Consider the following 16,203-nt stretch of genomic DNA (forward strand, 5'->3'; position numbering starts at 1 on the left):
CCGTCTTGCCCAACTCCAGCGTCTCCCACGCACCCCTTGCCCGTCATGCCATGGCCTACATCCTCGCTGGAGGTCGCGGCAGCCGATTGATGGAGCTGACCGATATCCGCGCGAAGCCAGCCGTGTATTTCGGCGGCAACACCAGGATCATCGACTTCGCCCTGTCGAATGCGCTGAATTCCGGCATCCGGCGCATCGGCGTGGCAACCCAATACAAGGCGCATAGCCTCATTCGCCACCTGCAGCGCGGTTGGAACTTCTTTCGGGCGGAGCGAAACGAGACGTTCGACATCCTGCCCGCCAGCCAGCGCGTTTCGGAGACCATGTGGTACGAAGGAACGGCCGACGCGGTGTATCAGAACATCGATATCATCGCGAGCAACGCGCCCGAGTACATCATCATCCTGGCCGGCGACCATGTGTACAAGATGGACTACGAGATCATGCTGCGGGAGCATGTGGACAGCGGCGCGGACGTCACCGTCGGCTGCCTCGAGGTGCCGCGCATGGAGGCAACCGGCTTCGGCGTGATGGGCGTGGACGAGACCGACCGCATCGTCTCGTTCCTGGAAAAGCCCGCCGATCCTCCGGGCATTCCCGGCACCCCCGACATGGCGCTCGCCAGCATGGGCATCTACGCCTTCAACACGAAATTTCTCTTCGAGCAGCTGCGGCGCGATGCGGAAACGCCGGGCTCCAACCGGGACTTCGGCAAGGACATCATCCCTTATCTGGTGCAGCACGGAAAAGCGGTTGCGCACCGGTTTACGAATTCCTGCGTCAAGTCGGGCGCCGAGGCCGGCGGCAGCGAGGCGGAAGCCTATTGGCGCGATGTCGGCACCGTCGACGCGTACTGGGAGGCCAATATCGACCTCACCGCGATCGTTCCGTCCCTGGACCTCTACGACCGCGACTGGCCGATTTCCACGTTCTCGGAAACATGGCCGCCGGCGAAATTCGTTCACAACGAGGAAGGCCGTCGGGGACACGCCATCAACTCGCTCGTCTCCAGCGGTTGCATCGTCTCTGGAGCCTCCTTGTGCAAGTCGCTGGTCTTCACGGGCGTGCATCTCCATTCCTATGCGGACGTGGATGGCGCCGTCATTCTTCCCTATGTGGATATCGGCCGAGGGGCCCGGCTGAAGAACGTGGTGATCGATCGCGGCGTGCGCATTCCCGAGGGCCTGGTGGTCGGGGAGGATCCTGAGCTGGATGCCCAACGCTTCCGGCGCACCGACAGGGGGATCTGCCTCATCACGAAGCCCATGATCGACAGGTTGGTGGGATGAAGCCCCTGAACGTTCTGTCGGTCGCGTCGGAGATCTATCCCATCATCAAAACAGGCGGCCTCGCCGACGTCGTCGGCGCTCTGCCCACCGCGCTTGCGCAGGAGGGCGTCAAGGTCGTCACGCTGGTCCCGGGCTATCCGGCGGTAACGAAGGCCCTCGCGCGCCCGGAGGTCGTTCACCAGTATCCCGGCTTCTTCGGCGGGCCGGCGCGCCTGTTGTCCGGTCGGGCGGGGGCGCTCGATCTCTTCGTCATCGACGCTCCCCATCTCTTCGAGCGTCAGGGCTCGCCCTATCTGGCCTCCAATGGCCGGGACTGGCCGGACAATGCCCGGCGCTTCGCGGCCCTCGGGCGGGCTGCTGCCGATATCGGGCAGGGGCTGGCCCCGGGTTTCGTGCCGGATGTGATTCATGCGCACGACTGGCAGGCCGGCCTTGCTCCGGTCTATTTGAGCCTTGCCGACGGTCCCCGGCCGCGCACCGTCATGACGATCCACAACATCGCCTTCCAGGGCATCTTCCCGGCCGACCTGCTGTTCGAGCTCGGGCTGCCGACCAGCGTCTTCACGGTGGACGGGGTGGAGTATTACGGGCAGATCGGCTTTCTCAAAGCCGGCCTCCAGCTTGCGGACCGCATCACGACCGTCTCGCCCACGTATGCGAAGGAGATCCAGACGCCGGAGGGCGGGATGGGGCTCGACGGTCTCCTGCGCGCGCGCTCCGGCATCGTTTCCGGCATCCTCAACGGCATCGACGACGCGGTGTGGGATCCCGCAACGGATCCCCACCTCGCCAAGCCCTTCGGGCGCGAGAACCTGCAGGCCAGGGCGGTCAACAAGGCGGCTCTCCAGGAGCGCCTGGGATTGCGGCCCGACCCGGACGCCATCGTGTTCGGGGTCGTCAGCCGGCTGTCGGAGCAGAAGGGCCTCGACCTCGTTCTCGCCGGCCTGCCGCGCCTCCTTGCCGGCCGGGCGCAGCTCGCCCTGCTCGGAGCAGGGGATCCGACGCTGGAAGGAAGCTTCCAGGCCGCGCGGGTGGTCTATCCGGGGCAGGTCGGCTGCTTCTTCGGTTACGACGAGGCTCTCGCCCATCAGATCCAGGGCGGCAGCGATGCGCTCCTCGTGCCGTCGCGCTTCGAGCCCTGCGGCCTGACGCAGCTCTGCGCCATGCGCTATGGGAGCGTTCCGGTCGTGTCACGGGTGGGCGGACTGGCCGATACGGTGATCGACGCCAACGAGATCGCCATCGCCACCGGCGCGGCAACCGGCCTTCAGTTCGGGCCCGTCAATCTCACCGGCGCCATCGACGCCTTCGAGCGCGCCAAGACCTTGTGGCAGGACAAGGACGCCTGGCAGCGCCTGCAGCTCAACGGCATGGCGGCGGATTTGGGCTGGAGCCGGCCGGCGCGGCAATACGCGAACCTTTATCGCTCCAGCCTTCAAACCGTATGACCGGCGGGAAGCGCCCGATCAGGCGCTTCTCCTCTTTTCCGGCCTCTGCTGCTTCACGGGCTTGAGCTGGAACAGCAGCAGGGAATGGGCCGTCACGGTGTATTCCTTGCCGAACCGGAACTCCGTCGGCGCTTCCAGATCCGGCTGATTGGTATCGATGTGGCACATCCATGCCTCGCCGCCGATCACCTCCGGCAACGTGCATTTCACCACGTCATGGTGGGCGTTCAGGATGAGGAGCAGGGTCACGTCCGTGCCGCGCCGGCGTATGCCGGTCGGCTGCGCACGTCCGTCCAGAAGAACGCTCATGCAGCGGGCGTTCGGATCCTCCCAGTGCTCCGGGGTCATCTCGTCCCCGGAGGGCGTGAGCCAGGTCACGTCCTTGACGTCGAGCTCCTCGTTGTAGACTCCGCTGAGGAAACGTCCGCGCCGCAGGATGGGCAGGTTCTGGCGCAGCTGGATGAGCTTGCGCGTGAACTCGAGAAGCTCGAGGCCGTCCTCGTCGATGTCCTCCCAGTTGATCCAGGAGATCTCGTTGTCCTGGGCATAGGCATTGTTGTTGCCCTGCTGCGTGCGCGCGAACTCGTCGCCTGCGAGCAGCATGGGCGTGCCTTGCGAGAACAGCAGCGTCGCGAGCATGTTGCGGATCTGGCGCAGGCGCAGGGAGCGGATGTCCGGATCGTCGGTCGGACCTTCGACGCCATGGTTCCAGGACAGGTTGTCGTTGTGCCCGTCCTTGTTGTCCTCGCCGTTCGCCTCGTTGTGCTTGTCGTTGTAGGAGACGAGATCGTTGAGCGTGAAGCCGTCATGGGCGGTGACGAAGTTCACCGAGGCCCATGGCCTGCGCCCGCGCTTGTTGAAGATGTCGGCCGAGGCGGTGATGCGGGAGGCCAGCTCCGGCAGCTTGCCGTCCTCGCCCTTCCAGTAGGCGCGCACGGTGTCGCGGTAGCGGTCGTTCCACTCCGCCCATCCGGGCGAGAAGCGTCCGACCTGGTACCCGCCCGGGCCGCAGTCCCAAGGCTCCGCGATGAGCTTGACCTGGCTCAGCATCGGGTCCTGGCGGCAGGCATCCAGGAAGCGCCCATCCTCCTCGAACCCGTGCGGCTCGCGGCCCAGGATGGTGGCAAGATCGAACCGGAAGCCGTCCACATGTACTTCCTGCGCCCAGTAGCGCAAGCTGTCGGTGACCATCTGCAGCACGCGCGAATGGCTCAAGTTGACCGTGTTTCCGGTGCCGGTGTCGTTGATGTAGTAGCGCCGGTCCGGCGCGAGACGATAATAGGACGCGTTGTCGATGCCCTTGAAGGACAGCGTCGGTCCGAGCTCGTTGCCCTCTGCCGTGTGGTTGTAGACCACATCCAGGATGACCTCGATTCCCGCATCGTGAAGATGGCTTACCATCTCCTTCACTTCGTTCACGAAGGGCGTTGCGAGATAGCGCTGCTGGGGCGCGAAGAAGCTGATGCTGTTGTAGCCCCAGTAGTTCCGCAGGCCCTTGTCGATCAGATAGCTGTCGTCCACGAAAGCATGGATCGGCAGCAGCTCGACGGCCGTGACGCCGAGATTCTTGATGTAGTCGATCACCTCATGCTGCATGAGGCCCGAGAAGGTGCCGCGCAACTCCTTCGGCACCGCCGGGTGCTTCATGGTGAAGCCGCGCAGGTGGGTCTCGTAGATCACCGAGCGCTCCCACGGCACCTGTGGCCGGCGGTGGCGCGCCCAGGTGAAGGCGGATTCGACAACACGGCATTTGGGGATGAAGCGCGCGCTGTCCCGCTTGTCGAACGACAGGTCCGCATCGGGCGAACCGATCGTGTAGCCGAACAGCGCCGGATTCCATGTCAGCTCGCCGATGAGCTGCTTGGCGTAAGGATCGAGCAGAAGCTTGTTGGGATTGAACCGGTGCCCGGCCGTGGGCTCGTAAGGGCCGTAGACGCGATAGCCGTAGGTCGTGCCGGGGCGAGCATCCGGAAGGTATCCGTGCCAGACCTCGTCGGTGTATTCGGGCAGCTCGATGCGCTCCAGCTCCTGCTTGCCGTCGATGTCGAACAGGCACAGCTCGACCTTCGTGGCATTGGCGGAGAAAAGGGCGAAGTTGACGCCTAGCCCATCCCAGGTTGCTCCGAGGGGATAGGGCATTCCTTCCCGCACACGCGACCGGCGCATGATTTGCGGAGCGACGATTTCAGCAGCTGGAATTTGACGGGTATCGACTTTGTCGTTCATCGCGGATCTCGGGAAGGAAACGGTGGAGGAGCCTTGACTCCACCAACGCGCAACTTGTCAGGAAGTCCCTCGCAAGCGGTACTATATGTTAGTCTCAGACGCGTCCTGTTCCAGAACGAGAATAAGCGTTGCGAGCGGCGGGATCGTGAGCGTGAGAGAACACGGGCGGCCATGGCTTGCCGTCCTGTCGGCCGTCACGCCGCCCATGTTGCCCATATTGCTGCCTGCATACTGGGCCGCGTCCGTATTGACCGCTTCCCGGTAGAAGCCCGGCAACGGGACGCCGATGCGGTATCCCTCGCGAGGCACCGGCGTGAAGTTGGACACAACGATCGCAACAGAGTTCTCGGCATCGCCGCGCCGCATCCATGCGATGACGCTGTTGTCGCGATCGTCGGACACGATCCACTCGAAACCCTTCGCGTCGCAGTCTCGCTCGTGCAGGGCGGGGATGGAGCTGTAGGCGTGGTTGAGATCGCCGATGAGCGTCTGGACGCCCTTGTAGTAAGGATCCTCCAGGAGGTGCCAGTCGAGGCTTCCGTCATGGTTCCATTCGCGCTCCTGCGCGATCTCGCAGCCCATGAACAGAAGCTTCTTGCCGGGATGGCCCCACATGAAGCCGTAATAGGCGCGCAGATTGGCAAAGCGCTGCCACTGATCACCGGGCATCTTGCCGATGAGCGAACCCTTGCCGTGCACGACCTCGTCATGGCTCAGGGGCAGGATGAAGTTTTCCGAAAAGGCGTAGAGCAGACCGAAGGTCAGGTCGTGGTGATGATGGCGCCGGAAGACCGGGTCCTTGCTGATGTAGCGCAAGGTGTCGTGCATCCAGCCCATGTTCCACTTGAAGCCGAAGCCCAATCCGCCCGTATAGGTCGGCTGGGAGACGCCCGGCCACGCGGTCGACTCCTCCGCGATGGTGACGGCCCCCGGCGAGGTCGCATAGGCGACCTCGTTCATCTTGCGCAGGAAGTCGATGGCGCCGAGATTCTCGTTGCCGCCGTAGCGGTTGGGAATCCACTCCCCAGCTTTCCGCGAGTAGTCGAGGTAGAGCATGGAGGCGACCGCATCGACCCGCAGCCCGTCGAGATGGTAGCGCTCCAGCCAGAAGCGGGCATTCGCCACGAGGAAGCTCGCCACCTCCTTGCGCTCGTAATTGTAGATGTAGGTGCCCCAGTCCTGGTGGAAGCCCAGGCGCGGGTCGGCATGCTCGTAAAGATGCGTGCCGTCGAAGAACGACAACCCGTGCGGGTCGTTCGGAAAATGCGCCGGCACCCAATCGAGGATGATGCCGATCCCGGCGGCATGGGCCGCCTCCACGAAGGCCGCGAAATCCTCCGGCGTGCCGAAGCGGCTCGTGGGCGCATAAAGAGAGATGGGCTGATAGCCCCAGGATCCGTCGAACGGGAATTCGGTGATCGGCAGGAGCTCGATATGCGTGAAGCCGAGATTCTTCACGTAGGGAATGAGCCTAACGGCGAGTTCGCGGTAGGTGAGATAGCGGTTGCCTTCCTCCGGCACGCGCGCCCATGAACCGAGATGGCACTCGTAGATCGACATGGGCGCCTTGCGGTGGTTCTGCGCCGCCCGCGCCTCCATCCAGGCGCTATCCTGCCATTCGAAGTCAGGTGTCCCTTTGAGAATGGAGGCGGTCGCAGGCGGATGCTCCGCCGCGAAGGCAATCGGGTCGGCCTTCAGCGCGAGCAGGTTGCCGTGAAGGCCGATCACCTCGAATTTGTAGCGTTGGTCCCGCGTTACGTCGGGGATGAACAGCTCCCAGATGCCGCCCTCGTGCCGCCGCCGCATGGGGTGGCGTCGCCCGTCCCATCCGTTGAAGTCTCCGACCACGCTGACCCGGCGGGCGTTGGGAGCCCAGACGGTGAACAGAAAGCCTTGAATGCCGCCCAGATCCAGATGATGGGCGCCGAGCTTCGTGTAGACCGCATCGCTCGTCGGCTCGCCGATATGCACGAGATCGTCGTCGGTGAGAAAAGTGCCGAAGCTGTAGGGGTCGTGCCGGATCTCCGTGGTGCCATTGCGCTCGACCCGAAGCCGGTAATCGGGCCGGCCGGGCGCGCTGAACGAGCCGACGAAGAAGCCGTCGGGAAGTCTCATGCTCATGGCGGCGAGAACCGTTTGCCCATCGCGGTCCAGCACCGCCGCCGCCTCGGCGTCCGGCAGGATCGCGCGAACCTCCCAGTTGCCCGGCGAGGTCTCGTGGGGGCCAAGGACCGAGAAGGGATCGCCCGTGTTGACGATCTCCGCAACCGATCGCGGTTCAGCCGGGCGCGTGGATGCGCTCTGCGGTCCCTCGCGGTGCTCAGCCAATTTGACGTCCCCCTTCATGCGATTTGTCCCATAGCCGCGCCCGGGGCGGCATCCCCCGGGCAGGCGCTGCAGTCTCTTTCAGGAGTTCTTCATTATGGTGCAGGCGATGGCTCAGACCAGACGGAGAGATCCCGATCAGGAGGGATTCGGATCGCTTTGTTAATGCGGACCCCTCATGTCCCGAGCCGTCTCAGAACGGCAAACGGCACAGGCCCGATGAGATCGCCGATCCCCGTCCGGCTCCTGCCGATTTCGACCTCGCTTCCTGTTATCACGTTACGCCATCTGCCCTCGGGGAGGGCAATCGTCGTATCGCCCCAGATGTCGGCGTTCACGGACGGATCGTCTCCATTCGTCAGGCTGGCCCAAAGGCGGGGGACCACCACCGCAAGGGCGTCCGTGCCCCGTTCCCTCACGAAGCCCAGAACATGGGACGAGCGGGCTCCCTCCGCCGCCAGGGGACGGTAGTCTCCCTCGCCGTAAAGGGCAGGGGATCGGCCGCGGTCGTGAAGCAGGGTCGAGAGAATGCGCTGCTTGACGCGGCCGTCGCTCCAACTCTCCATCAGGTCATCGAGAGGCGCATTCCGCTCCAGGGCCTTGGCGCGTCCCTTGTAGTCCACCGGCCGCCGGTTGTCGGGATCGACCAGCGAGAAGTCCCAGAACTCCGTGCCCTGATAGATATCGGGCACGCCAGGCAGGGTCATCTTGAGAACGGTGCGCGACAGGCCGTTCAGCATGCCGAGCGCCGAGAGGCGCCGCGCGAGGGGCCGGAAGCGCTCCAGGAAGGAGCCCTTTGGATCGAGCGCCGCCTGGAGCAGCTTGAGAGCGGCAGCCTCATACTGCTCGTTCGGATCGACCCAGCTCGTATGCCGCTTGGCCTCGCGTAGGGCCTTCGTAAGGTAGCCCTCCATGCGTTCCCGGAAGGAGGCAAGCTGCTTGCCGTCGGTTGCTTCCAGCAGTTCCAGCGGCCAAGCGCCCAGGAGCGCTTGGAGCAGGATCACCTGATCGTTGCTGTCGGGAGCCGGCGCATCGTTCACCCGGGTAAGGTGAGGGGCGGCGGTCTCGCGCCAAAGGTCGAGGGCTTTGGCCCACTCCTCCGGCCTCTCCGACAATGCGAGCAGGCGGGCGCGCGCATCCTCGCCGCGCTTGGTGTCATGGGTGGCCGTGGCGATCATCGCATGCGGCCAGTTGCGGGCGCGATCCGCATTCAGGCGATGGAACGCATCCGGCGCGAGGCCGAAATGGCCTGGATCGCCGCCCACCTCGTTGAGCGCGATCAGGCGCCCGTAGCGGTAGAACAAGGTATCCTCCAGGCTCTTGGCCATGACCGGACCCGTGAGTTGCTGGAAGCGGCGACGGAAGCGGCGGATGTCGCCTGCATCGTTGGCTTGAACCCGGCCGAGAAGAGCCGCGGCGATGAAGTCATGCACCGTTCGGTCGGGCAGGGCGCTGGACCCCTTGGCCGCCTGGATCGTCTCCTCGATCAGGCGCACGTCCTCAGGCGCCGGTTCGCCCTCGCCGAGATAGCTGCGGTAGACCGGGAAGGCGGCGATGATCTCCACCAGCGCCCGGCGCAGGGCGAAGGCGGTGTAGTCGCGGGTGCGGCGCCCGGCATCGGCAATCGTTTTGATGTCCGACACCAGAACCTCGAGCTCGCTCGCGAAGTTCTTCTCCGTGATCTCGACCTTGGCCTGCTCAAGTAGCTGCTCATAGGAGCCGGCAAGGCCCGATGCCTCGCGGTAGAGGCGCTCGAGCGCATCGCCGGCCTTGTTGTCCACCAGCACGCCGTCGATGATGTTGAGCACGTCGTAGCCCGACGTTCCGGCGACGGGCCAGGGGCGAAGCTCCTCCCCGGGCTCCAGGATCTTCTCGACCACAACATAGAAGCCGGGTCCCACCTTCCCCTGAAGAGCGCGGGCATAGCCCTCGGGGTCCGCGAGGCCGTCGATGTGGTCGATCCGAAGGCCATGGATCAGGCCCTCGTCCACGAGGCGCACGATGAGGTCGTGCGTCCGCTCGAAGATCTCCGGAATCTCGACCCGCATCCCCGCCAGGGTGTTGATGTCGAAGAAGCGGCGGTAGTTGATGTCGCTCGATGCCACCCGCCAGTACGAGAGCCGATAGGCCTGCGCCTCCAGGAGCCGGTGCAGGGTGTTGAAGCTCTCCGGCTGATCCGGCTTGCCGTTGATGGCCGTGACGGCATTGTCGATGGCCTTGCGCAGGGCCGGCGTGGCGGCTGCGGCCTCGGCCAGCCGGCGCTTCAACTCCTCCGCCTCTTGCGGCAGGCCGCTGGGGACGGAGGCCTGCCCGGCCATGGCCCTCAGGCGTTCCGCGAGCGTGCGGATCTCTCCGGCCTTGGCGGCATCGTTGAGCCCTGCAAGGGCATGATCGAGCACGACCGGATAGGTGGTCGGGCAGATCGGGAAGCGGTGCTCCCAATGCCAGACGCTGAAGCTTCCCTCATCGGGGTCGAACTTCAGCTGGAGTTCGCCCCGCTCGAGAACCTCGCCGTATAGGCCGCCCAGGGACGGCACGATGAGCTTGCCATCGGCTCCAGGCCGCTCCCAATCGATGTCGAAGGCCTCGGCCACCGGCGAGAGCCGTCCCCATTCGAGCACGGAGAGCCACCAGCCATTGGCCTGGCCGCCCACGCCCATGTGGTTGGGGACGATATCGAGCAGGAGCTTGAGACCCTGCTCCCTTATGGCCTCCGACAGCCGCCGGAAGCCTTCCTCGCCGCCGAGCTCCGGGTTGATGGCCGAATGATCGACGATGTCATAGCCGTGGGTGGAGCCGGGAGCCGCGGTCTGGATGGGCGAGGAATAGACATGGCTGATGCCGAGCTTCGCCAGATAGGGCACGATCTTCACGGCGTCGTCGAAGGTGAAGTCCTTGTGGAACTGCAGCCGGTACGTGGCGCGGGGAGGAGGGGCCGCGAGCGCGCTGCGGCGCGAGCGGGCATCCCGCCCTTCCTCGGTCAGCGCCACGGCAAGCTTCGACAGCAGGCTGCCGGGCGCCGCGATGGACTCGACGGTGTTCGTGAGACGGCGGCGCCAGTTGGGGTGGCCCACATCCATGCCGGGCATGTTGGGTTGGTTCAACTCGCCGGACGCGTCCTCGATCTGCAGGGCCGTCAGCACGGAGGAGGTGCGGGCGAGGTAACGGACGGTCGCCTCCACGGGGGCTTCGTCCGGGACGTCGGCGGACGGAAGAAGGCCCTGGCGGGCCAGAGCCTCGGCAAGGTGCCGCTTGTCGGCGGCGCGCGACACCCGTTCGTTGCCGGCGGTCTTGGGATCGAAGATTCCAAGCGTCTGGCGCAGGTCGATATCGAGACCGCGCCACCAGCCGATCAAGGTCGGCAGGTCGTGGGTGGTGATGACCGCAAGAGCCGAGCGGGGATATTGCTCCGGCGTCTTGAAAGCCGATCCCTCGCGCTCGAAAGGCAGGACCCGGTAGCTGAGAACGCCGGACTCCATGATGGCGTCCGAGAAGCCCTCCGGCGCGGTGCCGAGGTCTTCCGCAATGACAAGGCAATTGGCACGGTGGCTCTCGACCCGCAGGACCGCCAGCATGGCCTCGAAGGGATAATCCACATAAGCGCCCTGCGATGCCGGCGCCCCGGAGGGGATCAGGAAGAGGCGCTGGAGCTGGAACGCATGATCGATGCGGATTGCGCCCGCATGGCGCATGTTGGCCGAAACCAGATCGCGGAAGGCCGCGAGGCCTTGCTCTTCCAGGGTGAGAGGGTTGAAGGGCGGCAGGCCCCAATCCTGACCCTGCGGTCCGAGCGGATCGGGAGGCGCACCGATGTTGAGCTTCGGGGCATAGCGATCCGGGGTCGCCCAGATCTCCGATCCGCCCCCGTCCGCACCCACCGCAAGATCCCGGTAGAGTCCGATCGGCAGGCCCGCGGCCCGGGCCCGCTCGGCGGCCTGACCGAGTTGGCGATCAGCCAGCCATTGCAGCCAGGCATGGAACGCGACGCGCTCGGCCTTGTCCGAGCGGAACCGTTTCACCTCGTCCGAATGCACCGAACGGATGGCCTCGGGCCATTCGCCGGTCCAGAAGAGTCCCTCGCCGCGAAAATGCTCGGAGAGCGCTTCGAATGTGGCATGAGCTTCCAGTGAACTGCCACCCGCTTGCCGGAAAGCCTCGAAGGCGGAGCGGTTGCCGGATCTCTGGAAGTGGCTCCACAGGGCGTCGAGAAGGGGGCGCTTGACGGCCCAGGCTTCCGCGTAGTCGATCAAAGGCGCGCTTCGCAACCGGGCAAGACGCTCCTGAACGTCGGATGCTTCGAGAAGCTGCGCGGCACCGCTTTCGGCGAAGCCCTCCATCGCTGTCGGGTCGATATAGATCGATTCGAGAAACAGCCGGGAGGATGGGGAGTAGGGCGAGATCTTCGTCCTGTCAGCCGCAAAGAGAGCATGGACGGGGCTGAGGCCCAGGAAGGCGCCGCCGAAGCTGGCGACACTTTCGGCCGTCAGCGCCACGTCGGAGTAGTCGCCGATCCCAAGGTCCTGTTCGGAACGTAAAGAGTAGATCTGGGCCGTGGCTCCCCACAGGCGCGTGTCCTGCCCCAGAGATTCAGGCGCCCAGCACTGGTCGGGCGCAGCGATAACCGTTGCCTCCAGGTCGCCGAGCCGGAAATGGTGATAGCCCATGGGCAGGGCAGGAATGTCCAGGGTGCCCGCACCCTTGGGCAGGCGTCCTTCACGGACTTGGCCGCCTTCCTCGGTGAGCGTCCAGGCCAGCTGTCCGGGCGACCCGCGCAGGCGGAGCTTCGCCGGCTTTCCCGCTTCGACCGGGATCACGGCCGGGATGACGCCGGCCTTCAGGCGTTCCAGGCGCGCAAGGCTCTCCTGTGCTGCACGCTCCGACGAGACATCGAGGCCCAGCGCAGTGAGAAGGGCCACTCGTGTCTCTGCCGTGGTTTGGACACTGTTTCCAAACGCATCGGTGTAGTCTGAAGAAATACCGACAATTGCGGCCATCCGCTCCAGCAGAGCGTTCAGCTTGCTCATGCCGATGTTCCTTTCAGAATGACCCCTGACCAGGGTGGAAGTTGGAGATCCGTTGTCGACCGGGCGAGCCCGGGGCTCGACCACAGCACGCGAGAAGCCTCGTCGGTGCTCTCGTTCATGGGGCCGCTGCCGAAATTTGCAAGAAGGCGGAGAGCGCCATCGGCAAAGGTCCAGGTGACGTCCAGGGTGTTTTCCGGCGAAACTTTATAACGAGAGCCGCGATAGTCGCCCCTGAGCAGGGGGACGATCTCCGATTGCCGCAGTGCGAGCAGCGCCCGGGTTTGCTGGTGAATATCTTGGTGCGGAGCACGCATGGTCTCCGACCAGTCGATCCTGGAGCACTCGAAGGTTGCTCGATCGGTCGGGTCGGGGATGCGCTGGGACATCTCCGGATCCGTGAACGCCTTGAAGCGCTTGAACTCGCCCCGGCGACCGTCCCGGACCGCTTTGGCGAGGTCCGGGTCGTTCTCGAAATCCACGAAGAACTGGAACGGCGCCGAAGCCGCCCACTCCTCTCCCATGAAGAGCAGCGGAATATGGGGAGAGAGAAGAAAAATCCCCTGGGCGAGGGCCAGGCGCTCAGGCGGTATCAGCTGCGACAGGCGCTCGCCGAACGCGCGATTGCCCACCTGATCGTGGTTCTGGAGAAAAGACACGAAGGCCGTGGGCGGCAGATGGCCCGATGGCTCGCCGCGGATGACGCCGTCCTTGTGCGGCGACGGATCGCCCTGATAGGCGAAGCCTTCCGCCAGCGCCCGCCCGAGATGGTGGAGCGGCCGGTTCGCATAATCCTCGTAGTAGCCCTCGTTCTCGCCGGTGAGAAGGGCGTGCCAGGAGTTGTGAATGTCGTCCGCCCATTGCGCCGTGTGGAGCCTGGGCCGCCTGTCGGCTTCCCGGCCGAGCCACCGAGCCTGGTTGGCTTCGTTTTCGAGCACGAGATGAACGTGGCGGTTGGGGATCTCCTGCCGGATACGGGTCGCCAGTTCCTCGATGAAATGCGGATGGCTGTCGTCGCTGATGGCGTGAACGGCATCGAAGCGCAAACCGTCGATATGATATTCCTCGAGCCAATAAAGGGCATTGTGGAAGAAGAAGTCGCGCACCGCGCGGCTGCCCTCGCCATCCACGTTGATCCCGGCCCCCCAGGGCGTCGGGTGGCGCTCCGTGAAAAATGTCTTGGCGTAGGCGTGGAGATAGTTTCCTGACGGCCCGAAGTGATTGTAGACCACATCGAGAAAGATCATGATCCCAAGCGCGTGGGCGCGCTCGACGAGGCGCTTCAGATCCTCGGGCGTGCCATAGGCGGCATCCGGCGCATAGGGCAGAACGCCGTCATAACCCCAGTTGCGCCGGCCCGGGAACTCGGCGATCGGCATAAGCTCGATGGCCGTGATGCCGAGGTCCCGCAGGGCCTCGAGCTTGTTCATCAAGCCCGAATAGGTGCCCTCCGGCGTGGCGGTTCCCACATGAACCTCGTAGAGGACGGTTTCCTCCCAGGGCCTGCCGGCCCAGGTGGTGTCCGACCATTCGTAGGATTGCGGTTCCACGACGAGACTGAGGCCGTGCACGTCGTCCGGCTGGAACCGGGAGGCAGGATCGGGCACGACGAGGCTGCCGTCGATGCGGTAGCCGTAGCGGCTCCCGGGATGAGCCTCAGCCGAGACGTGGCGATACCACCCGTCCTGATCGGCGGTGAGCGCCTGTTCATCAGCGTCAAGGACGAGACGCACCTCGCGGGCCGTGGGCGCCCATAGGGCAAAGCGGACGCCTTCGGGGGTTGTCTCAGCCCCAAAGGGCATGGCGTGAACTCGCCGCATCGGATCTCCAAAAGCAGGGAAAGCACTTGCGAACGAGGATCATGGAGCAATGTTCCGGCGCGCTTTCAAAAAAACAGCCAAGTTTCTGGAGCGGCTTTCCAGAAACGCTTTGCAAGGCGGTCCGGCATGGTCCCCCGACAACTGCTAAGCTGGCTGCTCAGAAGACCTTAAAACGCGATCCTCTACCCATTTCGGGTTAGCTAGAAATTTTGTCGTTTTTCGTCGGAACCTTCCCCAGGGTCACTGCGTTAAACGCCCGACTGCCTATGGCGCGGGGGGTCGGTGGGGATCGCGCCGCTGAGCTAAAATCGTGGAATCATTTCAACTGGAAGCCGGCAAGGCTTTCCCGACGCATGCGCATGCCGAACTGCAAAGCGGTTCGCAACCTTCCATTTCCGTTAAACGACGCCAATCCATTCTTTTCGTCACATCCGAGATCGCCGATTACATCAAGGCGGGTGGGCTCGGCGAGGTGTCGGCAGCTCTGCCGCGCGCCCTGCGTCATCACTACGACGTGCGCATTCTGATACCGGGTTACCGTCAAGTTCTTTCGCAGATTGGCGATGTGGAGGAAATTGCCCGCTTGCCTGCATCCTTCGGTATTCCTGCCTGCGGCTTGGGTCGTGGCACGACGCAGGATGGCTTGACCGTATATGTTCTCCTCTGCCCCGAACTCTACGACCGGGACGGTTCACCCTATGTGGACAGCTTCGGCGTCGACTGGAGCGACAACGATGTCCGGTTCGCTCGCCTTGGCTTGGCCGCGGCCGACATTGCGTCCGGGGCCGGCGATCCGCTCTGGCGCGCCGACCTGCTGCACCTCAATGATTGGCCGTCCGGTCTCGCGTCCGCCTATCTTGCATGGCGCGGGCAGCATATTCCTACGATCCTGACCATTCACAACCTTGCCTACCAGGGGCTCTTCGACCGCAATCGATTGTCGTATCTGGGCATTCCCGACAACGCCTTTCAGATCAATGGCGTCGAGTTCTACGGCAAGCTCTCCTTCCTGAAGGCAGGCATCTTCTACTCCTCCCACATCACGACGGTGAGCTCCACCTATGCGAGGGAGATCACCCGGCCCGAATTCGGCTGCGGCCTCGATGGGCTTCTCAGGACCTGTGCCGATGAGGGGCGCCTCGACGGCATCATCAACGGCATCGACGAGAGCTGGGATCCGAGCACGGATCCTTACCTGGTAAGCCCGTTCTCGGCCGAGAATTGCCGGGGCAAGCGCGCCAACGCCAACAACGTGCGCGAGAATTTCGGTCTTGCCCTGTCGACCGGACCGCTCTTTGCGGTCGTCTCGCGCTTGGTGCACCAGAAGGGGGTCGATCTCGCAATCTCGGCTGCGGAGACCATCGTATCCCAGGGCGGACAGATTGCCGTCATCGGACAGGGGGAGCCGCGGTTCGAGGCCGAGTTGCAGTCACTGGCACAGCGCCATCCTGGATCCGTGGGCGTGAAGATCGGCTACGACGAAGGAGATGCTCGCCGCATGTATGCAGGCAGTGATTTTCTGCTCATGCCCTCGCGCTTCGAGCCCTGCGGTCTCAGCCAGATGTACGCGCAAAGGTTCGGCTCCCTGCCGATTGCTCACAAGACAGGCGGCCTTGCCGATACGATCGAGGATGGCGTCAACGGCTTCCTCTTCGGTGAGCCGTCGCTGAACCGCTTCATGGATGCCATCAGAAGAGGACTGGATACGTTCCGTTCCAGTTCCCGGCTGACGACCATGCGACGCGCTGCGATGAACAGACCTCATGGGTGGGACAGGTCCGCTTCCCGATACCAGGAAGTGTACGATCGGGCCCGGCAGGCGGCCGCTGCTGCATAAGGGTACATCCGACAACTGCTAACGATATCAAAAGGGCTGAACCGGGTTCAGCCCTTTTGCTTTGGCATGTTCGGCCGCACCGATAGAGTGTTGCGGCCTTATTCTTGAGCCGGTGCCGCTTTTTGAGGCACCGCAGCTATGATCCTGTTCGTTCATCCGCATCCACGACTGCATGGAGGATCTGAATTCAGTCCAAGAGCATCGCTGGCACGGTTCTTGCCTAATGACCCGACGTTG

Annotated in this window: 7 protein-coding genes; 3 read left to right on the forward strand and 4 right to left on the reverse strand. The window is 64.2% G+C overall.

Features of this window, described 5'->3' with window-relative positions; genetic code table 11:
- Positions 1-5: 5 nt before the first annotated feature.
- Both glgC and glgA (JKG68_RS11345) read left to right on the forward strand, forming a co-directional pair.
- On the forward strand, positions 6-1,289 hold the full coding sequence (gene glgC, locus JKG68_RS11340; protein ID WP_202059356.1) for a glucose-1-phosphate adenylyltransferase: 1,284 nt from the start codon (positions 6-8) through the stop codon (positions 1,287-1,289).
- Positions 1,286-2,737 carry a glycogen synthase GlgA gene (gene glgA / locus JKG68_RS11345; RefSeq protein ID WP_202059358.1) on the forward strand — a complete coding sequence of 484 codons (1,452 nt, stop codon included), beginning with the start codon at positions 1,286-1,288 and terminating at the stop codon, positions 2,735-2,737. The genes glgC and glgA (JKG68_RS11345) overlap by 4 nt, the downstream gene beginning before the upstream one ends.
- Before the next feature lie 18 nt (positions 2,738-2,755).
- Here glgA (JKG68_RS11345) and glgX read toward each other — a convergent pair whose 3' ends face one another.
- The 4 genes from glgX to treZ form a co-directional block, all read right to left on the reverse strand.
- On the reverse strand, positions 2,756-4,963 hold the full coding sequence (glgX, locus tag JKG68_RS11350; protein WP_202059360.1) for a glycogen debranching protein GlgX: 2,208 nt from the start codon (positions 4,961-4,963) through the stop codon (positions 2,756-2,758).
- Positions 4,964-5,044: 81 nt separating this feature from the next.
- Positions 5,045-7,309 carry a 1,4-alpha-glucan branching protein GlgB gene (glgB, locus tag JKG68_RS11355; protein WP_202059362.1) on the reverse strand — a complete coding sequence of 755 codons (2,265 nt, stop codon included), beginning with the start codon at positions 7,307-7,309 and terminating at the stop codon, positions 5,045-5,047.
- Positions 7,310-7,464: 155 nt separating this feature from the next.
- The gene (locus JKG68_RS11360) at positions 7,465-12,312 is read right to left on the reverse strand and encodes a malto-oligosyltrehalose synthase (RefSeq protein ID WP_202059364.1); all 4,848 of its coding nucleotides are present in this window, start codon (positions 12,310-12,312) and stop codon (positions 7,465-7,467) included.
- Positions 12,309-14,129: a malto-oligosyltrehalose trehalohydrolase gene (treZ, locus tag JKG68_RS11365; protein ID WP_202059366.1), complete on the reverse strand. Its 1,821-nt coding sequence runs from the start codon at positions 14,127-14,129 to the stop codon at positions 12,309-12,311. Before treZ ends, JKG68_RS11360 begins: the two co-directional genes overlap by 4 nt.
- A gap of 367 nt (positions 14,130-14,496) precedes the next feature.
- Here treZ and glgA (JKG68_RS11370) point away from each other — a divergent pair, with 367 nt between their 5' ends.
- Positions 14,497-15,966 (forward strand): glycogen synthase GlgA, encoded by a 1,470-nt coding sequence (gene glgA, locus JKG68_RS11370; protein WP_246515346.1) that lies wholly within the window; start codon positions 14,497-14,499, stop codon positions 15,964-15,966.
- The last annotated feature ends 237 nt before the right edge of the window (positions 15,967-16,203 follow it).

Origin of the sequence: Microvirga aerilata (genome assembly GCF_016743775.1) — a bacterium.
GTDB lineage: Bacteria > Pseudomonadota > Alphaproteobacteria > Rhizobiales > Beijerinckiaceae > Microvirga > Microvirga aerilata.

Bases quoted from the DNA above. Each gene is read 5' to 3' on its own strand.
- glgB (WP_202059362.1), bottom strand. From the start codon at position 7,309: ATGAAGGGGGACGTCAAATTGGCTGAGCACCGCGAGGGACCGCAGAGC.
- JKG68_RS11360 (WP_202059364.1), bottom strand. From the start codon at position 12,312: ATGAGCAAGCTGAACGCTCTGCTGGAGCGGATGGCCGCAATTGTCGGT.
- glgA (WP_202059358.1), top strand. From the start codon at position 1,286: ATGAAGCCCCTGAACGTTCTGTCGGTCGCGTCGGAGATCTATCCCATC.
- treZ (WP_202059366.1), bottom strand. From the start codon at position 14,129: ATGCGGCGAGTTCACGCCATGCCCTTTGGGGCTGAGACAACCCCCGAA.
- glgX (WP_202059360.1), bottom strand. From the start codon at position 4,963: ATGAACGACAAAGTCGATACCCGTCAAATTCCAGCTGCTGAAATCGTC.